The following is a 19,787-nucleotide window of genomic DNA, read 5'->3' as shown; positions in this document are numbered from 1 at the left end:
GGCCGACTGCCACGAGCCTCATGGGTTACATGCGCTGCCGCGCTGCAGACCCACCGTCCGTCCCGCGGCGAGCGAGAGCGGTGCGGCGAAGCTGACGGAGGCCGCGAGCGCAGTTGTCGGGCGTCCTCGGGGTCTGCTACTCGGGATCGCCCTCGTCCGGGCCGTCTTCACCGCGAACACGCCGAAGCAGGCCCTCCATCGCCTCGGTGATGTCGTGTGCCTTGACCGGTACCGACAGGTCGCCCTCGTAGACGGCGTGATGCCCACGCGCAGTGACCTTCCACCTCCCCGCGACCTCGGTGATGTCCACGGCGTCCACCCGCAGCACCATCCCGTCGCCCTCCGTCTCGAAGTCGCCGAGAGGGCGAAGGTCTCCCACGTCGACATGGAGCGTCACCGACCCACCGTTCGTGAAGGTCAGTGGCCCGGGGACCGAGGGCAGGGAAGGCGTGTAGGGAAAGTCCCTCAGAGCGACCGCAGGGAAAGGCGCCGTCCATGGCCCCCACTCACGCGGAGGAGCGGGCAGCAGTTTCGAAGAGTCGAAGTCCTCACGATCAACGGACTCGACCCCGCGGACGGGCCCTGCGAGGTGAACCTGGAGCTCGACGTCCTCGAGGAAGGACTCCCCTCGGTTCGTCAACGAGACCGAGACCGGCGACGTCGCCATCGCAGCGATGCTATCGAGGGCCGACGCCCAACTCGCCCGACAGGCGTCCGCCCAGTCGGTGATCTGCTTCTCGTACTCCTCAGACGTGCGGTTCTCACGCCGCTGGCCCATCGCGCCCAGGAGGCTCATGTTGCGTGCATACGGGGTGGCCGGCTCGGGCGTCATCATCGCCCTGTGCAGGCGCTCGGTCTCATGGCGGATGTGATCCTCGAGGACCCGCTCGTCGCAGATGTAGGCGATCGCCACACCTTCCACCACGACGTCGAGGTCGACGTTGGGCTTCACCGAGCGACTGCGCCCGAGCAGCCGGACAACTTCTTCGCCAGTGGCCGGCCGGGTCTCGCCGTCGGCGCGGACGATGATCTGACCGCTGTACAGCCCCTGGCCATCCTTGTGGCAGGGGAACGGGGGCTGCCCCCACTCTGGCGGGTCGACGAGGATGAGCAAGACCTCGCGCTCACTGTCGATCGGAACGCGCTGGAGGTCCCATCGGGGACCGTTGACGGAGAGGAAGGGACGGACACCCCGCTCGATGTCGAGCGCCTCGACGGGCTCGATCCCCGAGACTGAGCCGGCCGCCACCCCGAGCACCATCACCGCGTGCCCTTCGAAGTACCGGGCAGCGTCGTCGGGCATCCGGTTGGCCGCACCGAGGATGAACTTCGCGACCTTCGCGATGCCGTCCTTGCTCTTGAGGTCGATTGCGCTCTTGACCTCCAGGAAGTGCCGCTCGACCCGGTCGTCCACCGCGGCAACGGCGTCAACGAGCGCACGCGCTGCGAGTTCGCCTCGGGGGACGCGCGCGAGGTCAATCTCCGACGCACCCACCGAACCTCCCTCTCCGTCCTCGCACTGCGCGCTGTCGACCGGCCCGACTCGACCCCGGCAGCGTAGGCGGCCCCTGGTAGCGGGCGTGGACAGTGGAGTCGCGAAGGGAGTGGACGGCCGCCGTGTAGCCGGCGCGCGAGCCTCCCGCTACTGATTGCGTATCAGCGGACGCGCCGATGAACTGCGCGTTCACCCGTCGTGGGCGCAACGTGGGCGCGCCGGGTGGGACCCCGGGCCACCTCAAGGAAGGTGTTCTTCACCGACATCGTGCCGACGCGCGAACCAAGGACGCGGCGTCAGCTTCGGGTCGCTACACCACCGGCGAGGGTGCGTCAGGTATGACGGTCCCCGGACAGCGTCGTGCCGGAATGGTCGGCGAACACCGGCAGCGATCAGGGGAACAACATGCAGGGCTTCGAGGGCAAGGTCCAGTTCGTCTGGCAGGTCGCCGACCTGTTGCGCGGGGACTACAAGCCGGCGGAGTACCGCGGGGTGATCCTGCCGCTGCTGGTGCTGCGCCGGCTGGATGCCGTTCTGAAGGAGACCAAGCCGGCTGTGCTGGCCCGCGCCGAGCAGCTCAAGGGCATCACCGACACCCCGGACCTGTTGCTCAAGCAGGCGGCGGGCGTGCCGTTCTACAACACCAGCCCGCTGACGTTCACCAAGCTGCTGGACTCCCCGAACAACTTGGCGCAGCAGCTGCGCGCCTACATCGGCGCCTTCTCCCCCGATGCGTTCCAGGTGCTGGAGAAGTACCGGTTCGACGAGCAGATCAGCCGACTCGACGAGGCGGGCCTGCTCTACCTGGTGCTGGGCAAGTTTGCGGAGCTGGACTTGCGCCCGGAGGCCGTGCCCAACCATGCGATGGGCTACGTGTTCGAGGAGCTGCTGCGCCGCTTCTCCGAGCTCTCGAACGAGACCGCCGGTGAGCACTTCACCCCGCGCGAGGTCATCCGGCTGATCGTCAACCTGCTCTTCGGCGAGGACTCCGACGTCCTCACCGGCACCGCACCGGTGCGGTCGATCTACGACCCCGCGTGCGGCACCGGCGGCATGCTGAACATCGCCGACCAGTACCTGACCCGGCTCAACCCGAAGGCCCGGCTGGAGATGTTCGGCCAGGAGCTCAACCCGGAGACGTGGGCGATCGCCCGGTCGGACCTGCTCATCCAGGGGCAGGACCCGGAGCGGATCGTGCTGGGCAACACGCTCACCGCCGACGGGCACGCCGACAAGCGCTTCGACTACCTGCTCGCCAACCCGCCGTTTGGCGTGGACTGGAACAAGTCCGCCGCCGCGATCAAGGCGGAGGCGGCGCAGCCGGGCGGCCGGTTCAGCGCCGGGCTCCCTCGCGTCTCCGACGGCTCCTTGCTGTTCCTCCAGCAGATGATCGCCCGGATGAAGCCCGCCGAGGACGGCGGCAGCCGCATCGCCATCGTCTTCTCCGGCAGCCCGCTGTTTGCGGGTGCAGCGGAGTCCGGCGAGTCCAACATCCGCCGCTGGATCATCGAGAACGACTGGCTCGAGGGCATCGTCGCCATGCCTGACCAGCTCTTCTACAACACCGGGATCAGCACCTACGTCTGGATCGTCACCAACCGCAAGGGCCTCGAGCGGGCAGGCCGCGTCGCGCTGGTCGACGCCCGCGGCGAGTGGTCGAAGATGCGCAAGTCCCTCGGCGACAAGCGCAAGTACCTGGACGACGACCACATCGCCGAGGTCACCCGCCTCTACGCCGAGGTGATGCACGGCACGGACGACGAGCGGGTGAAGGTCTTCGACAACGACACCTTCGGCTTCCGCCGTATCACCGTCGAGCGGCCGCTCCGCCGTCGCTGGACCGTGAGCGAGGGAACGGTCGAGGCAGTCCGGGCGGCCAAGCCGGTGGTCGCGCTCTCCGTGGGAGACGACGCCGCGCGCAAGACCCACGACGCCGTGCTCGGCGCGCTGGCCGATCTGTTCGGCGTCTCCGAGGAGACGGATGCGGCGTTCACGAAGCGACTGCTCAATGCCTGCACCGCCCGTGGACAGGTCGGGCTCGCGCCCGCGCTGAAGAAGGCGGTCCTCGCGGCGGCGGCGGTAGCCGACCCAGATGCGCCGGTGGTGACGGACAAGAAGGGGCAGCCGCTGCCCGACCCCGACCTCCGCGACAACGAGAACGTGCCGCTGGTGCAGGACGTCGACGCCTACGTCGAGCGCGAAGTGCTGCCCCACGTTCCGGACGCCTGGGTCGACCACACCAAGACCAAGATCGGCTACGAAATCCCGTTCACGCGCTATTTCTACAAGTACGTTTCGCCTCGACCGCTCGCCGAAATCGATGCCGAGCTGGAAGCTGTGGACGCGCAGATCCAGCATTTCCTGGGCGGCTTGACGCGATGACCGTCCTCCCACACTTCAGCAGATCAACGCCCCTAGGCCGACTGCTTCGAAGCCGAGAAGCATTCGGTCGGCCAGACCTGCCGCTCCTCACTGTGATCAGCGCGGTGGGTGTCTCCGAGCGAGACTTGTCCGAGGGGCGCGCCCCGAGCGAGGACCTATCGGGATACCGGGTCGTTGAACCTGGCGATCTTGTGGTCAACAAGCTGTGGGCTCGATTTGGCGCGTACGGAGTCTCTGCGCTACGTGGGATTATCTCACCAGCCTACTGGGTGCTCACCGTTGACACCGAAGAGATCGACCCGAGGTATCTGCACCACCTGCTGCGATCAGGGCTGTACAAGGCGGAGATCGGAAGGATCTCTCGGAATCTTCCTCCGAACGGTTACGACCTTTCGTGGGAAGCTTTCCGGGCCATGCCGGTCGCACTCCCAACCTTGGAGGATCAGAGGCGCATCAGCGGCTTTCTTGATTCGCAGGTTGGTCTCATGGAGTCTGCGATCTCGGCGCGCGAGCGCCAAATGAGCCTCGTCGAGGACAGATTTGCGGCCTTCTGGTCCGAGCGTCTCCTTGACCTGGCGGATCCGAGGGACTGGATGCCACTTCGGCGCTTCCTGCGCAGTATCACTGACGGGCCCTTCGGAAGTTCCCTGACAAGCGAGCACTACTCAGAGACTGGGGCCCGAGTGGTTCGGCTCGGGAATCTGGGCCCCGCTCGGTTCCGCCCAGACAATGACGCGCGAATCTCACTTGAGTACTTTGCGGAGTTGCGGGATCACGCCGTCTTACCGGGCGACCTACTGGTCGCCGGCCTAGGTGACGAAAAGCAACCGTTGGGCCGCGCGTGCGTGGCGCCCGACGACCTTGGACCAGCGATCGTGAAAGCGGACTGCTTTCGAGTGCGTCTCGATACCGATGTGGTGAGCCACGCTTATGCAGCCTGGGCCATGAGCAGCCCACCTGTCGCTGCCGAGACACTGGTCATTTCTCGAGGAGCGACGCGAGCCCGCATCAATACGGCTATCGCGCGCGACGTCCGCATACCCGTACCGGCGAGACCTGATCAAGGTGCCTTCGTGGCCGAGATGGAGCGGCAGCGCGCGGCGAGCGACGGAGCGACACAAGCTTTGACTCACGGGCTCGTGCTGCTGCAAGAGCGCCAACAGTCGGTCATCACTGCCGCATTGACGGGGCAGCTTGACGTCACCACGGCTCGGGCGGTGGCGTGATGGCTGGGCACACCGAGTCGGACTTCGAGGCCGCGATCGAGGCGCACCTCCTTGCCAACGGCTGGCGGCACGGATCCCCGACCGACTACGAGACGGACCTTGGCCTCGACCCTGTCCAGCTCCTCGGCTTCGTCAAGGAGACCCAGCCGAAGGCGTGGGCGAAGCTCCAGCAACAGCATGGATCGGCCGTCGAAGCGAAGCTGACCAAGCGGATCGCCGAGGAGATCGACGCCCACGGGGTCGTCCACGTCCTCCGGAAGGGCGTCAAGGAACGCGGCGAGCGCATTCAGGTCGCCTTCTTCCGCCCCACCCACGGGCTCACGCCGGAACTGGTGGTGAACTACGCGGCTAACCGGCTACTGGTGTACCGGCAGCTGCACCATAGCGAGAGCAGCCCGCACCAGTCACTCGACCTGATGCTGGCGGTCAACGGCATCCCGGTGGCCACTGCGGAGCTGAAGAACCAGTTCACCGGGCAGACGGTCCGCCACGCCAAGGCGCAGTACCGCGACCCCAAGCAGCGCAACCCGGCCGACCGGATCTTCGCCCGCCGCTGCCTGGCGCACTTCGCCGTCGACCCGGACCTGGTCTTCATGACCACCAGGCTCGCCGGTCCCGACACGGTCTTCCTGCCGTTCAACCAGGGCTCGGCCGGCGCCGGCAGGAAGGGCGGAGAGGGCAACCCGCCCAACCGGCACGGCCACCGCACCGCCTACCTGTGGGAGCAGGTCTGGGCCCGCGACACCTGGCTGGACCTGCTGCACCGCTACGTGCAGGAGGAGGTGCCCAAGCACGGCGGCCGCAAGGTCCTCTTCCCGCGCTATCACCAATGGGACGTCGTCGAGCGGCTCACCGCGCACGCGGCCGTCCACGGGGCGGGGAACAGCTACTTGCTGCAGCACTCCGCCGGCTCGGGGAAGTCGAACTCGATCGCCTGGCTGGCCCACCGGCTGGCCGACTTGCACTCCCCGAGCGACCCCGCCCAGCTCGCCGCGGACGCCGGGCTGGGCACCGACGAGCTGGTGTTCGACAAGGTCGTCGTCATCACCGACCGGCGGGTGCTCGACGCCCAGCTGCAGGCCACCATCTCCGGTTTCGAGCACGTGCAGGGCCTGCTGCAGCGCATCGACCAGGACTCGCAGCAGCTGCGCAACGCCCTCGCCGACGCCCGGACGAAGATCATCATCACCACGCTGCAGAAGTTCCCGGTGATCAAGGACGCCACCATCGAGGGCAAGCGGATCGCGATCATCGTCGACGAGGCCCACTCGTCCCAGTCCGGGGACGCCGCGCAGGCCGTCAAGAAGGTGCTCGGCGCCGGGGACCCGCTCGCCGCCGCCGAGGCCGATGCGGCGAGCGCGGAGGCCGCCGCGCCCGACGACCAGGACGTGCTGGCCGCCGTCGTCACCGAGTCCGCAGAGTCCCGCGGTCGCAGCCCGAAGCTGTCGTTCTTCGCCTTCACGGCCACGCCCAAGGGCAAGACCCTGCAGCTGTTCGGCACCCCCCGCGAGGGGGGCGGGACGACGGTCTACGAGCCGTTCCACCTCTACTCGATGCGCCAGGCCATCGAGGAGGGCTTCATCCTCGACGTCCTCGAGAACTACGTGACTTACAAGCGCTACTACCGGCTGGCCAACGGGCTGACCAGCGACGACCCCGAGGTGGAGAAGGGCAAGGCCGCCGTCGCGCTGGCCCGATTCGTCGACCTGCACCCGTCCAACCTCGACCAGCGCGCCGAGATCATCATCGAGCACTTCCGCACCGTCACCGCGGGCAAGATCGGCGGCAAGGCGAAGGCGATGGTGGTGACCGGCAGCCGCCTGCACGCCGTCCGCTACCTGGCTGCCGTCCAGCGCTACGTGGAAAAGAAGCAGCTCACCGGCATCCGGGCGATGGTCGCCTTCTCCGGCAGCCTCACTGACCCCGACGTCCTCGGTGACCCGGTCACCGAATCCGGGCTCAACGGCTTCCCCGAGACCCAGACCAAGGAGCGCTTCCACGACGAGGGTCAGCTGCTCATCGTCGCGGAGAAGTACCAGACCGGCTTCGACGAGCCGCTGCTGCACACCATGTACGTGGACAAGAAGCTCGAGGGTGTCAAGGCGGTGCAGACCCTCTCCCGGCTCAACCGCATCCACCCCGGCAAGGAGGACACCTTCGTCCTCGACTTCCGCAACACCGCCGAGGAGATGCGCGAGCAGTTCGCCCCCTTCTACGAGGCCAGCTGGACCGAGGAGACCGACCCCAACCTGCTCTACAACCTGCAGACCCGGATCGACAGCCACCACGTCATCGACCCGGAGGAGCAGCAGAAGGCCGTCACCGCCTTCCTCCTCGGCCACAACGCCGCGCACGCCACCGTGACGGCCAACGTCGACCCCGCCGTCATCCGAGCCGACAACCTGCCCGACCACGAGCTGGACGACCTGCGCGACGCGCTCAAGGCCTTCGTCCGGGCCTACGCCTTCCTCGGCCAGGTCATGCGCTTCACCGACGACGAGCTCGAGAGCCTCTACCTCTACGGCAAGCTGCTGCTGGCCAAGCTCAAGTCCCCGACCACCGAGTCCGGCGCCATCGACCTCGGCGCCACCGAGCTGGCCTTCGTCGGCCACTCCGCCGGCACGGTGACCAGCGGCAGCAACACCCCTGGCGAGGACGACGGCGAGATCGAGACCTACACCGGAGCCGGCCGCGGCAGCAGTCTCGAGGAAGCGCTGATGATCCGGCTCTCGGAGCTGATCAACACCTTCAACGCCACCCACGGCATAGACCTCAGCCAGGCCGAGAGCCTGCTCATCTACGTCGGCGTCCCCAGCACGCTGTCCGACGACGAGGACGTCCAGCAGCGCGCCGCCGACAACACCGAGGAGCAGTTCTCGATGACCATCAAGAAGGACGACATCGCCGGGGCATTGTTCGCCAACCAGGAGAGCTCCAACAAGCTCCTCAAGGCACTCCTCGAGAACGAGGGCTTCGCCGACGCCGTGCAGAAGATCATCAGCACCGAGACCTGGAAAGCCGCCCGTCGCAAGCACGCGGACAACGCGGCATGACGGATCGGAGCTCGTCATGGGGGACCTGAAGCTGTTCGAGCTCGACAACGGCATGGCCATCGAGCTCCCCGGAACGGCCATGACACTCGAGAAGTCTCTGCAGACCCTGATCGAGAAGAACATGGAGACGCTGTTCGGGGTCCGTTGCCTCGCCAGCGAGTACTCGACGGGGAAGAAGCACGCCGGCCGCATGGACTCGCTGGGGATCGACGAGAACGGCAACCCGGTGATCTTCGAGTACAAGCGCGCGATGAACGACAACGTCATCACCCAGGGCCTGTTCTACCTGGACTGGCTCATGGATCACCGCGGCGACTTCGAACTGCAGGTCCTCAAGCGCCTCGGCCCCACGGTCACCGTCGACTGGTCGAACCCCCGCCTCGTCTGCGTCGCCGGTGACTTCAACCGATACGACGAACACGCGATCGGTCAGATGAACCGGAGCATCGAACTGGTCCGGTACCGCAGCTACGAGGACCGTCTGCTCGCGCTCGACCTGGTGGCCTCGACCAGCGCGAAGGCGACCGCAGCGGGCGAGCAGTCCGGACCCATCACCACGACGGGCTCCACCAAGACGATGAACAACACGAAGACGGTGAGCCAGTTGCACGAGGCGGCCTCGGCGCAGCTGAAGGACGTCTACGACGCCCTTGAGCAGTACCTCCTGAACCTCGGCGACGACGTCTCGAAGATCGTCAACAAGAACTACTACGCCTTCCGGCGCCTGAAGAACTTCGCGTGCGTCGAGGTCCACCCCCAGTCCGCCGAACTATTGGTCTACGTCAAGGTCAACCCGGACGAGGTGACGCTCGAGGCCGACTTCTCCCGTGACGTTCGTTCGATCGGTCACTTCGGAACTGGAGACCTGGAGCTGACCCTGGCCAGCTCCGAGGACGTCGTCCGGGCGCAGCCGCTGCTCGACAAGAGCTACGCCGCCAGCTGAGAGGAGGTCTGCTCAGGCCGTCCCCCATGACTCCATGCCCCGCAACGGGGTGGCGCAGCAGTCCTGGCACAGCAAAGAGCCCCGGCCATAGTGGCTCGGGGCTCTTCGGCGTCATGACAAAGGAGCATGAGAGCCTGGGACGGAGCCGGGGGCAGTATCCATGCCCCCGGCTCCCCTACTGCCGGGCTGCTGGCAGCCGGAATCGTGCGACGCGAACCCCGTCCCGGTACACCTTCAGGTGCCCTTGACGGGAGATTCGAGTGGCGTATCCCAGGTGCTCCAGCACCTCCGCAATTTCCCAGAGTGCTTTCATGCTCCTTTTCACCTCCTTTCGGATGGTGTAAACAGTATAGTCATTTAGGCGGAAAACAACAAGTCGCCTCCATGGTCAAAAAGCGAACTCGTCCAATAGCGAAGGTGTGGAGGTATGTGCGAAGGGGATCAGTCCCGCCCGCGCACCCGCGGGTGCTGGCTTCGGGCGGCAAGCCGTAGTGCGGTCCAGTCGCCGAGGCACGAGCCCTCGGTCATCGATCGGCGGTCATGCCAGCCACGGCAGCCGGCGTAGGAGATGGAGACCTCGGGCATCGATACCGAGATGGTGGTCTAACCAGGGACTGCGCGGGAGCTTGAGTCATGGTGCAGGTTGGCTCGTAGGACCCCTCTCACTAACACCGAGGGCCCAGTTCGGTGCCCGTGGGCATCTACTACTTCATCTTCGTCGTCGACACGCAGAAGAAGGATCGACGTGACGATGCACAGCACCAGCCCCTTCATCGATGGGCTGACCGCGCTGGCCGGCAGGCCTCCCCCGGATCGACTCCGGTGCAGGCGATGGCACCAACGGACCGAACCGCCAGGCGCGGAGCCGCAGTAGAAGCCCATCGGCAGCGCGACGACCGTGGGCATCTACTTCTTCACCTTCGTCGTCGGCAGGTGGTCGTAGACGGGGATGACGATGTCGAGCACCAGCGCCCCTGAACTAGGGCCGAAGGCCCTACCTCAGGGGGCACTGATGCCCAGGCCCACGTGACCACACGTCCGAGAGGACGTGCACCTGGTCATGTGGGACTGGGCATCTTCTGCGTCTCAGGTACGCACCCCCCGAAGGGGAAGATGGCTGCGGAGCAGCAGGGACGGCAACGGGCCGAGGGTGTTGGACGGTCTTCCTTCTGCGTGGACCGGGTGGTCGCCCGGACCTCCTTCGACGTTCTTCGACCACCCACCCATCAGCCCTCTCGGGCACCCTCGGCCACCCGCAGGACAGACCGGGTGTCACCAAGGACTTGATGGTGTACGCGTACCCGCTGTGACCTGGGATTCGCTGCAACGCGCGGTGCCTGGACGTTTTCGTACCCCGCCGTACCACCAGCGGCCTCGTCCGGTCAGTACCTGAGATCTCCGGCTGATCTGCGGGCTTCTCTGGCGCCCGCTGCCCATGGGTTGTGGTTGTGCGTGCCGAGCAGCACGAGGCCATCTCGACAGAGGAGACCGAGAACTAGCTGGTCAACGGCCCGGTCCTCATCGTCGTGTTGTGCAACCCGGGCGCACCCCAGCGCTGCGCACCCGGCCCGAGAAGAGGCCGCTCAGCCATCGACCTGATCGCCTCGACGTCCTCGGGGGCGAAGCGCACGAGACTGGTGCCGGGCAGGACCCGGGCGGGCCATCGCTGCGCGCGCACCATCCGGTAGACCGTGGCCGGGGTGCAGGACAACTCCCGTGCGAGCTGCCCGACCGTTCTCCATGCCGGTCGCTCACCCCTGAGCGCGGGACTCTGAGTGACTTCACCGGCGTCCTGCTGACTGGCCTCTACTGGCATGCACCAAGAGGTATCGCCGCGTCGGCGGGTTGTCCCGACCCTCGGTGGAGTCGCGCAGCTCACCCTCGTTCGACGCCGAGTAGATCGAGAAGATGGCCGGTCACGACCCGGTAGCGCGACCCGATCCGCATCACCGGCACGGGGAACTCCCCCCGCCGGGCGGCCTCGTAAGCAGAGGAACGGCCCATGCCCAACACGCTGCCCGCGGTGACGAGGTCGACCACCACGGGCAGCGCAGCCACCTCCTCGGTCGTCCAACGACGGGTCAGTCCGCGCCGCGCCACGGGGCCTCCATGGTGTTGCGCAGGCGCACGAGCAGCTCGGCGTAGTCCCCGGCTGCCCGAGTGCGCGGGACCCTCTCGCCGCGCTCCCACCGCTGGATCGCGGACGCGCTGACCCCGATGTCCGCGGCGACCTGGCCGACGCTCAGCCCCGCAGCGAGCCGGATTCGGCGGGCCTCCCCGGAGGCGAGCAGCGCCCGCGCCTGGATGAGGCGCTCGACTGACGTTGGCGATGGAGGGGACGACATGACAGCCTTGGTACCAGACACGACAACGACGTATCCACACCCAGTTCTGGTAGAGGATGTTGCTCTCAACCGTGGCGATGCCAGGACCAGGAAGGCTGTCAAGCTACGCACGTAGCTGTGCAAATCTCCTGATATGGCCACGTCAAGCCAGCTGGCAGCCGCCACGGGGACAGGTAGACGCCGCCAAGTATCAGGGGTCATTAGTGACAGGAAGGCAGGAAAAACCTCGCATGGGTCCGGAGCGAATCTACCGGGGCGTCTTCCCGGTGGTAATCGAGGTCCGAGGCGTCCGCATCTATGTCGGGGTCCACCTCGCCACGGTGGACCGACGCCTGAGGTGCGTAGGCCTCGACCTACGCTCCCTTAACCTCGACGACGTCCTGCCCCCCGGCCCGATGGACCTGGGCAACGGCGACTGGCTCGAGATCGGCAGCCCCGTACTGCGGGGCCTCCCCCTGACCGACGTTCTCGACCAGGCCTTCGGCGCCTACCGGACGTACCGCGACACCGTCCACAGCGGCATGGACTCGTTCATCAACGAGGTAGGCAGCAGCGACGGGGCGAGCTCGCCCCCGAAGCGCCGCGGCCCGCGCCCCCAACTGGACGAAGAAACGCTCGCGCGCCTGGTGGTCCCGGCCTACCTCACGGGAGGCCGACGGCCCGTCCAGGCCGTACGCGACGCACTTGAGCGGTCCGGGGCCCTCCAGCCGCCGGTGACCCTCGACCAGGCGCGCAAGGCCGTCGCGCGGACGCGCGCTCTGGGGCTGCTGCCGCCCGCGCGGAAGCCCAGCGCGACGAGCACGCCCGAGATGCCCACGGTCCAGACGACGGAGTGGAGCGATCTGCCCAACGGCAACACGACGGAGGAGAACGAGATGTCGGGGAAGAACACCATCGAGAGGGGCGAGCTGTGAAGGGCTCAGTGTTCCGCCGGTGCGGTTGCAGGGACGCCTCTGGGCGCCCCGTCTCGAGCTGCCCCCGCCTCGGCCGCGAGCGCGGCCACGGGTCTTGGTATTACCGCGCGGACGTCGGCCGGGATCACCGCACCGGGCGCCGCAGAGAGCAGAAGAAGGGCGGATTCGCGACCAAGGCGGAGGCCGAGGCAGCCCTGGCCAAGGTGGTCGCGGCCGTTGCCACCGGGGAGCACCGGCATGACGGCCGCATCACCGTGGGGACCTTCCTCCAGGAGTGGCTCGCTGACCGAGTCGCTGACGGGCTGCGCCCATCGACCGCCCTCTCCTACCGCCGCTACATCGACATGGACCTGGTGCCCACGCTCGGGCACCTCCGCCTCGGGGACCTGCGCCCCGGGCACGTGGAGAGGCTTCTTCGCGACCTCCGGGCGGCCGGCCGGGGGACGACGACGGTCCGGCGAATCCACGCCACGCTGCGATCCGCCCTGACGACAGCCCGACGCGCCCGGCTGGTGGCGTACAACGCGGCCACCGACGTGGCCCTGCCCACCGAGAGGCCGGCGAAGGTCCGCCCGTGGGAGCCGGATGAGCTCGCCGCGTTCCTCGACTATGCAGCGGGCCACCGGCTCGGCGCGCTGTTCGAGGTGCTCGCCTTCACCGGCCTTCGGCGCGGGGAGGCGTGCGCCCTGCGGTGGGACGACGTCGACCTCGAGCGCGGCGTCATCACCGTGCGCTCGCAGCTGGTGGAGGTCGGCGGCAGGGCGGTCGAGGGGAAGCCCAAGACCCGCTCGGGTGAGGACCGCCGCGTCGACATCGGCCCCCGCACGATCGGCGCTCTGCTCGCCCACCAACTGCACCAGCAGGCCGAGCGGGACGCCTGGGGCTCGGCCTATCGCGATTCGGGACGGGTCTTCACGCGGGAGGACGGCGAGGACCTCACGCCCTCGCAGGTGACCAAGGTCTTCGCCCGGCTCAGTGCGGCGGCCGACCTGCGGCCGATCCGGCTGCACGACCTCCGGCACGGAGCGGCGTCGCTGATGCTCGCCGGGGGCGCCGACATTGCCGTCGTCTCGAAGCGGCTGGGCCACTCGTCGATCCGGGTGACCGCGGACACGTACCACCACCTGCTCGAGGGAGCTGGGCGGAAAGCAGCCGACGCAGCCGAGGGGCTGGTGCGCCCACGCGCGACCACTCCAGCACCGGATGCGCCCACATCGCGCCCACACGACCCCGAAAACGAACCTGCGCGCCTCCCCCGTCGGGGAAACGCGCAGGTCGGTGTCTCAACCAGACGTGCACCCGAAGGGATTCGAACCCCTAACCTTCTGATCCGTAGTCAGATGCTCTATCCGTTGAGCTACGGGTGCCGGTGTTCAGTTGTCGTACGCGGAGGCTCCGGGATTTGAACCCGGGATGGGGATTAACCCAAACCGCATTAGCAGTGCGGCGCCATAGACCGGACTAGGCGAAGCCTCCCAGGGTCCGAGTCCCCCCGGAACCACCGAGGAGAGACTACCAGCGGTCCGGGAGGCCCCGGCAGCGGGGGCGGTCAGACGGCCACCGGCTCCCCGGCCGGACGGGCGACCCGCCGCCGGCCCGGCACCAGGGTCACCGCCACCGCCACCGCGGCGCCGGCGACCGCCAGCAGCAGGCTGCCGCTGACCCCCGCCCGGCCCTCGATGAGCCCGCCACCCAGCGCCGCACCGACCGCGGACGCGCCGGTGGCCACCGTGGACAGCCAGGTGAACGCCTCGGTCGTCGCGTGCGCCGGCGCCAGCGCGCCGACGAGGGAGTTCTGCACGGTGAGCGTCGGCGCGATCGCGGTCCCGCCGAGGAACAGCAGCGCACCGAGCACCCACGGGTCGGACGCCGCCGCGAGCGGGGCGAGCCCGATCGTCACGCCCAGGAGCAGCCACCGGTACTGACGCGGCAGCGAGACGCTCACCACGCGGGCGCCGAACCACAGGCCACCGGCGACCGAACCCAGAGACCACAGGGCCAGGAGGACGCCGGACAGGCCCGGCGAGCCCGCCTCGTCGGCGAAGGCGGGGATCGCCACCTCGAGCGCTCCGAAGCCGAGCATCAGCGCCGAGCCGCTGACCAGCACCCGCGGCATGCCGGGAGCGAGCACGGTGGCCAGCGGGGAGGTCCGCTCGGCGGGGACCACCGGCGTCCAGCCGCGCAGCGCCCGCGACGTCGCGACGCCCACCGCACCGAGGACGGCCAGTCCGCCGGCCAGGCCCACGGCCCACGCCGGGCCGGCCAGCACGGTCAGCGCCGCGACGGCGGTGGGGCCGGCGACGAAGACCAGCTCGGTGGCGGTGGCATCGAGGGCGAAGGCGGTGGGGCGCACCGCGGGGTCGACCCGCGACCACAGCGCGCGCACCGTGCCGGAGACCAGGGGGGTCGCCGCACCCGCGGCCGCGGACGCGGCGACGACGGCCACCGTCGGCGCGCCGCCGAGGACGACGGCGACCAGCACGGCGAGCAGCAGCGGGTGGGCCGCGGCCTGGGCCAGCAGGACCGGCCGCGGCGTCCGGCGGTCGGCCAGCCGGCCGAGCACCGGCGCCATGGACGCCATCGCCAGGCCGTAGGTCGCCGAGGCGAGCCCGGCGAGGGCATAGGAACCGGTCTGCTGCTGCACCATGAGCAGCAGCGCGAGCGGGACCATCGCCGAGGGCAGCCGGCCGGCGAAACCGGCCACGAGCAGCACCGGGGCAGACGGCAACCGCCAGACGGAGAGGTACGCACGCACGACAGGACCCACTTCAGGAGCACGGGAAGGGTAGGGGGTCAAAACTCGTTGACCCCCTACAGGCTAGAGAGGGCGCAGTAGGGAGTCAAACGAACAACGCCCCCTACGCGTGTGATCCGGCCGACCAGCGGTAGGGAGAGGCATGGACTACGACACCTACGGGTCCAGCGCGGTCGAGCTGGCCATCGACCTCGCCAACGCCGAGCGCGACGAGGGACCGGGGTGGGCCGCGGCGTTCCTGCGCGCCCACGACGAGTGGTTCGACGCCGGGACACCGCTCGACCTGGCCCCCGCCGACGCCGAGCACGCCGCCGCGACGGCGGACCTGGTGCGCGCGGTCGCCGTCGCCGGCTCGCAGGAGGAGGTCATCGCCCGGCTCAACGACCTGCTCGCCCTGGCCTCCCCGCAGCCCTACGCGACCGACCACGACGGCGAGCTGCACCTGCACTACGCCCGGGCCGACGCCCCGGTGCTGGAGCAGCTGACGACGACGGTGGCGATGGGGCTGTCGCAGGTGGTGGTCCAGCACGGCTGGCAGCGGATCGGCACCTGCTCGGCCGAGGGCTGCGACGACGTGTACGTCGACACCTCCCGCAACGCCAGCCGGCGCTACTGCTCGAACACCTGCGCCAGCCGGTCGACCGTCGCCGCGTACCGGGCCCGCCGCAAGGCGTGAAGCGGAGTCGCTCGAGCCCGGGAACCGTCACCGAGCGACTCCACAACCGCTAGCGTCCGGCGGCATGCGCAGCGCCCGGCACTGGGATGCCCGCCTGCACTCCCTCGTCGGAGGGCTGCCGACCTCCCCCGCCGACGCCTGGCTGCGCCGGCTGACCACCGCCGCCGACCACGGGAAGCTCTGGATCGCCGTCGGGCTGCTCCTGACCGCCCGGCGCGGGCCGCTGCGCCGCGCGGCGGTGCGGGGGCTGGGGTCGATGGCGCTGTCGAGCAGCATCGTCAACGCCGTCCTCAAGCGGGTGTTCGGCCGCCGGCGCCCCGACCTGGGCGGCCACACGCTGGACAAGCTGCTGCACCGCTCCTTCACCACCCACTCCTTCCCGAGCGGGCACTCCGCCTCGGCCGGCGCCTTCGTCACCGGGGTGGCGATGGAGGCCCCGGCCGCCGGGGCCGCGCTCGCGCCGGTCGCGCTGGCCGTGGGCTACTCCCGGGTGCACGTGGGGGTGCACTACCCGGGCGACGTCGTCGCCGGCCTCGCCGCGGGCTCGGCGGTCGCCGCCGCCACCCGGCTGTGGTGGCGGGTCCGGCCCACCGCGCCCGCCCGGGTGCGGACGGCGCGCAGCGCGCCGGCCCTGCCCGACGGCGACGGCCTGGTGGTCGCGGTCAACCCGCGCTCGGGCCCCGAGGACTACGACCCCGCCGAGGACGTCCGCCGGCTGCTGCCCCGGGCCGAGGTCCTCGAGACCGGCCCCGAGCGGTCGATCGCCGACCTGCTGGCGGAGGCGGCGCCGTCCGCGCGGGCGCTCGGCGTGGCCGGCGGTGACGGCAGCGTCGCCGCGGCCGCGGCCGTCGCGCTGGAGCACGGGCTGCCGCTGGCCGTGCTCCCCGCCGGCACGCTCAACCACTTCGCCCGGGACGTCGGCGTGCACACCCTCGAGCACGCCGCCGAGGCGATCTCCGCCGGCGCGGCGGTCGAGGTGGACGTCGCCGAGGTCAACGGCACGCCGTTCCTCAACACGGCCAGCATCGGCAGCTATCCGGAGATGGTCCGGCGCCGGGACGCGCTGACCGGCCGACTGGGCAAGTGGGCGGCGATGACCGTGGCCGCCGCGCAGACGTTGCACCACGGGACGCCCGTGTCGCTGCTGCTGGACGGCCGGCCGGTGCTCGTCTGGATCCTGTTCGTCGGCAACTGCCGCTACACCCCCCGCGGGCTGGCCCCGGCCTGGCGTCCTCGGCTGGAGGACGGGCTGCTCGACGTCCAGTACCTGCGGGCCGACGTCCGCTTCAGCCGCACCCGCGCCGTCCTCGGCTCGCTGCTCGGGGTCAGCGACCGCAGCTCCGGCTACGCCGAGTGCCAGGCGCGGTCGGTGCGGGTCGTGTCACGGTCGGGGCCGCAGCAGGTGGCCTACGACGGCGAGACCGGGGACCCGGCGACCGAGTTCGACTTCCGCAAGCGCGCCTCGCTCACCGTCTACTGCTGCCGCACCGACTGAGCGCGACGGACCGCGGCCGTCGAGCGGCGGAGTCGCAGCGACCTCACTACGGTCCCGAGCAGGGGTGTCCCGGCACGGTCCGGGCACCGAAGGTCCCGAGGGAGAGAGGTCCCCACCATGCTGGTCCGCCGGATCGCCCGGCCGTTGCTCGCCTCGTCGTTCGTCTACGGCGGCATCGACACCCTGCGCAACCCGCAGTCCCGGGTGCCGGGCGCCGCACCCGTCGTCGAGCAGATCACCGAGCAGGCCGACAAGCAGCTGCCCGTCCAGGTGCCCCGCGACGTCGAGCAGTGGGTCAAGATCGACGCCGGCGTCAAGGTCGTCGCGGGCTCACTGCTCGCCCTGGGCAAGCTGCCCCGGCTGTCGGCGCTGGCGCTGTCGGCCAGCATCGTCCCGACCACGCTGGCCGGGCACCGCTTCTGGGAGCACGACGACCCCAAGGAGCGCTTCGGGCAGATCTCGCACTTCCTGAAGAACCTCGGCCTGCTCGGCGGCCTGCTCATCGCCGCCGTCGACACCGAGGGCAAGCCGTCGGTCGGCTACCGGGCCCGCCGCGCGGCCAAGCGCGCGGCGAACTCCACCGAGAAGAGCTACGACCGGGCCCAGAAGCGCGCCGCCAAGGCCCAGAAGAAGGCCGAGAAGCGGGTGCGGAAGGGCTCCCGCTGACCGAACCCCTGACGCCCGCGGCCGCGCTCCGGAGGATCGCCTTCCTCCTGGAGCGCGCCCGCGAGCCCACGCACCGGGTGGCCGCGTTCCGCACCGCGGCCGCGGTCGTCGACGCGCTCACCCCCGAGGAGCTCGACCGCCGGATCCGCACGAAGACGCTCACCGACCTGCGCGGCATCGGCCCGAAGACCGGCGCCGCGATCGTGCAGGCCCACTCCGGCGAGGTCCCCGAGTACCTGGCCCGGCTCGAGGAGACGCACGGGGAGCTGCTGCCGCTGGCCGACGACGTGGCGGCGTTCCGCACCGCGCTGCGCGGCGACCTGCACGTCCACTCCGACTGGTCCGACGGCGGCAGCCCGATCCGCGAGATGGCCGAGGCGGCCATCGGGCTGGGCCACGACTACATCGCGCTCACCGACCACTCGCCCCGGCTGACGGTGGCCAACGGGCTCTCGCCCGAGCGGCTGGAGCGGCAGCTGGACGTCGTCGCCTCCCTCAACGAGGAGCTCGCGCCGTTCCGGATCCTCACCGGCATCGAGTGCGACATCAACGTCGACGGCAGCCTCGACCAGACCGAGGAGCTGCTGGGCCGGCTCGACGTCGTGGTGGCCAGCGTGCACTCGGACCTGCGGGCCGACAGCGCCGCGATGACCGCGCGCATGCTCGCCGCCGTCGCCGACCCGCACACCGACGTCCTCGGGCACTGCACGGGACGGCTGCTGATCCCGCGGGAGCAGCGGGAGGGACGGCGCCAGCGGCCGCGCCCGGAGAGCACGTTCGACGCCGAGGCGGTCTTCAGCGCCTGCGTCGAGCACGGCACCGCCGTCGAGATCAACTCCCGGCCGGAGCGCCTGGACCCGCCGATGCGGCTGCTCTCCCTCGCCGTCGACCTCGGCTGCGAGTTCGCGATCGACACCGACGCCCACGCCCCCGGCCAGCTCGACTGGCAGAGCAACGGGTGCGAGCGCGCCGTGGAGTGCGGCGTGCCCGTCGCGCGGGTGGTCAACAGCTGGCCGGCCGACCGGCTCCTCGCCTGGACCACCGCCGACCCCGGGGACGACACTGCGTGACCGCGCCCGGCGCCGCAGCCGGGTCCGGCCCGGGACACCGGCCGCCACCGGGCGGGGTGTCCCTGCGTGAGGAGCGGGTCCACAGGGGGCTGGCGGTACGCCCGGGCGGGTGATAGTGGCCACGAACGGGTGATGGCCGCCGGAGGCGCCCGGGGGGCCGTCCGCGAGCCGGCCCGCCACGCCCTCGAGGGCCATCGACCGTTGCGCAGGCGGCATCCACGGGGTATCGGAGCCCCTCCAGCGCTCCGGACGGGGCGATCCTGTGACGAAGACCACGCCGCGACGCGCCCTGCCACGCCCGGGCGGAGCCGCGAGTCGCGACGAGGTCGGTTGCACGCACGGAAGCCGACCCGGTAGTAATGCAACAGACCTCGGGGGCCACGGAGAGTCACCGTTCACCGATTCGGATGGGCGGACGGCGCACGCCGGTCCCCGGGCGGTCGCGGTCCGCCGCGACCAGGCACACGACATCGGTCAGCACCACCACGAACGGGTAGTGATGATCCGCCGGGCGCAGTTGGTCGCCTCAGCCCGGCGGGGAGCAGTGGCGAAACCGGGCCCGTCCTAGAGAGGACACCCGCCCATGCGTTCCCGCCAGGTGATCGAGCTGCGCCCGCACTCGCTCCCGCACAGCCCCACCGTGACGCGGATCGGGTCGCCGCGCGTGAGCGTCGTCGTCCCCACCTTCAACGAGGCCAAGAACCTGCCGCACGTGTTCGCCCTCATCCCCGAGGACGTGCACGAGGTGATCGTGGTCGACGGCCGCA

The 19,787-nt window shown here is 69.8% G+C and carries 13 protein-coding genes, 2 tRNA genes and 2 pseudogenes; 11 read left to right on the top strand and 6 right to left on the bottom strand.

Annotated elements, in window-relative coordinates:
* Positions 1-136: 136 nt before the first annotated feature.
* A complete protein-coding gene (locus tag PGN05_RS21400; protein WP_419754593.1) occupies positions 137-1,495 on the bottom strand; it encodes a hypothetical protein in 1,359 nt (452 codons plus the stop codon).
* Positions 1,496-1,855: 360 nt separating this feature from the next.
* On the opposite strand from PGN05_RS21400, the gene PGN05_RS21395 reads away from it, so the two are divergent.
* The 4 genes from PGN05_RS21395 to PGN05_RS21380 all read left to right on the top strand — a co-directional run bounded on the left by PGN05_RS21395 (position 1,856) and on the right by PGN05_RS21380 (position 9,099).
* Positions 1,856-3,877, top strand: coding sequence for a type I restriction-modification system subunit M (locus PGN05_RS21395; protein WP_419754592.1), 2,022 nt, complete (start codon positions 1,856-1,858; stop codon positions 3,875-3,877).
* 269 nt (positions 3,878-4,146) lie between these two features.
* Positions 4,147-5,103, top strand: a complete 957-nt coding sequence (locus PGN05_RS21390; RefSeq protein ID WP_419754591.1) for a hypothetical protein — start codon at positions 4,147-4,149, stop codon at positions 5,101-5,103.
* Positions 5,103-8,156 carry a type I restriction endonuclease subunit R gene (locus PGN05_RS21385; RefSeq protein WP_419754590.1) on the top strand — a complete coding sequence of 1,018 codons (3,054 nt, stop codon included), beginning with the start codon at positions 5,103-5,105 and terminating at the stop codon, positions 8,154-8,156. Before PGN05_RS21390 ends, PGN05_RS21385 begins: the two co-directional genes overlap by 1 nt.
* Before the next feature lie 16 nt (positions 8,157-8,172).
* Positions 8,173-9,099 carry a DUF5655 domain-containing protein gene (locus tag PGN05_RS21380; RefSeq protein ID WP_419754589.1) on the top strand — a complete coding sequence of 309 codons (927 nt, stop codon included), beginning with the start codon at positions 8,173-8,175 and terminating at the stop codon, positions 9,097-9,099.
* Between the two features lie 1,875 nt (positions 9,100-10,974).
* Here the strand turns inward: PGN05_RS21380 and PGN05_RS21375 are convergent.
* Together PGN05_RS21375 and PGN05_RS21370 are read right to left on the bottom strand one after the other, a co-directional pair.
* A complete protein-coding gene (locus PGN05_RS21375; RefSeq protein ID WP_419754588.1) occupies positions 10,975-11,157 on the bottom strand; it encodes a hypothetical protein in 183 nt (60 codons plus the stop codon).
* A 23-nt stretch (positions 11,158-11,180) separates the two neighbouring features.
* On the bottom strand, positions 11,181-11,444 hold the full coding sequence (locus PGN05_RS21370) for a helix-turn-helix domain-containing protein (protein ID WP_419754587.1): 264 nt from the start codon (positions 11,442-11,444) through the stop codon (positions 11,181-11,183).
* A 395-nt stretch (positions 11,445-11,839) separates the two neighbouring features.
* Here PGN05_RS21370 and PGN05_RS21365 point away from each other — a divergent pair, with 395 nt between their 5' ends.
* On the top strand, positions 11,840-12,358 hold the full coding sequence (locus tag PGN05_RS21365; protein ID WP_419754586.1) for a hypothetical protein: 519 nt from the start codon (positions 11,840-11,842) through the stop codon (positions 12,356-12,358).
* Positions 12,277-13,476 (top strand): annotated as a pseudogene (locus PGN05_RS21360) (tyrosine-type recombinase/integrase); the annotation flags it as partial. The gene PGN05_RS21365 and the pseudogene PGN05_RS21360, both read left to right, overlap by 82 nt.
* A 176-nt stretch (positions 13,477-13,652) precedes the next feature.
* Here the strand turns inward: PGN05_RS21360 and PGN05_RS21355 are convergent.
* The 3 genes from PGN05_RS21355 to PGN05_RS21345 all read right to left on the bottom strand — a co-directional run bounded on the left by PGN05_RS21355 (position 13,653) and on the right by PGN05_RS21345 (position 15,113).
* Positions 13,653-13,725 (bottom strand) — tRNA-Arg (locus PGN05_RS21355).
* 20 nt (positions 13,726-13,745) lie between these two features.
* Positions 13,746-13,834: transfer RNA gene (locus PGN05_RS21350), tRNA-Ser, on the bottom strand.
* A 73-nt stretch (positions 13,835-13,907) separates the two neighbouring features.
* Positions 13,908-15,113 carry an MFS transporter gene (locus PGN05_RS21345; protein WP_419754585.1) on the bottom strand — a complete coding sequence of 402 codons (1,206 nt, stop codon included), beginning with the start codon at positions 15,111-15,113 and terminating at the stop codon, positions 13,908-13,910.
* 142 nt (positions 15,114-15,255) lie between these two features.
* On the opposite strand from PGN05_RS21345, the gene PGN05_RS21340 reads away from it, so the two are divergent.
* The 5 genes and pseudogenes from PGN05_RS21340 to PGN05_RS21320 all read left to right on the top strand — a co-directional run.
* Positions 15,256-15,789: a CGNR zinc finger domain-containing protein gene (locus PGN05_RS21340; protein WP_419754584.1), complete on the top strand. Its 534-nt coding sequence runs from the start codon at positions 15,256-15,258 to the stop codon at positions 15,787-15,789.
* A 64-nt stretch (positions 15,790-15,853) separates the two neighbouring features.
* The gene (locus PGN05_RS21335; protein ID WP_419754583.1) at positions 15,854-17,284 is read left to right on the top strand and encodes a bifunctional phosphatase PAP2/diacylglycerol kinase family protein; all 1,431 of its coding nucleotides are present in this window, start codon (positions 15,854-15,856) and stop codon (positions 17,282-17,284) included.
* A gap of 117 nt (positions 17,285-17,401) precedes the next feature.
* A complete protein-coding gene (locus PGN05_RS21330) occupies positions 17,402-17,950 on the top strand; it encodes a DoxX family protein (protein WP_419754582.1) in 549 nt (182 codons plus the stop codon).
* Entirely contained in the window at positions 17,947-19,020 is a 1,074-nt protein-coding gene (locus PGN05_RS21325; protein ID WP_419754618.1) for a PHP domain-containing protein, read from the top strand. Before PGN05_RS21330 ends, PGN05_RS21325 begins: the two co-directional genes overlap by 4 nt.
* Before the next feature lie 583 nt (positions 19,021-19,603).
* A pseudogene (locus tag PGN05_RS21320) lies at positions 19,604-19,787 on the top strand (glycosyltransferase family 2 protein); the annotation flags it as partial.

Origin of the sequence: Geodermatophilus sp. CPCC 206100, from assembly GCF_048569675.1 — a bacterium.
Lineage (GTDB): Bacteria > Actinomycetota > Actinomycetes > Mycobacteriales > Geodermatophilaceae > Geodermatophilus.
Note: the sequence above shows the minus strand (reverse complement) of the source record. Positions and strands in the feature narration are given on the sequence as shown.

What these genes read in the sequence shown, in the direction of transcription:
- PGN05_RS21385 (WP_419754590.1), top strand. Translation starts at nt 5,103, where the DNA reads ATGGCTGGGCACACCGAGTCGGACTTCGAGGCCGCGATCGAGGCGCAC.
- PGN05_RS21380 (WP_419754589.1), top strand. Translation starts at nt 8,173, where the DNA reads ATGGGGGACCTGAAGCTGTTCGAGCTCGACAACGGCATGGCCATCGAG.
- PGN05_RS21370 (WP_419754587.1), bottom strand. Translation starts at nt 11,444, where the DNA reads ATGTCGTCCCCTCCATCGCCAACGTCAGTCGAGCGCCTCATCCAGGCG.
- PGN05_RS21365 (WP_419754586.1), top strand. Translation starts at nt 11,840, where the DNA reads ATGGACCTGGGCAACGGCGACTGGCTCGAGATCGGCAGCCCCGTACTG.
- PGN05_RS21340 (WP_419754584.1), top strand. Translation starts at nt 15,256, where the DNA reads ATGGACTACGACACCTACGGGTCCAGCGCGGTCGAGCTGGCCATCGAC.
- PGN05_RS21335 (WP_419754583.1), top strand. Translation starts at nt 15,854, where the DNA reads ATGCGCAGCGCCCGGCACTGGGATGCCCGCCTGCACTCCCTCGTCGGA.
- PGN05_RS21330 (WP_419754582.1), top strand. Translation starts at nt 17,402, where the DNA reads ATGCTGGTCCGCCGGATCGCCCGGCCGTTGCTCGCCTCGTCGTTCGTC.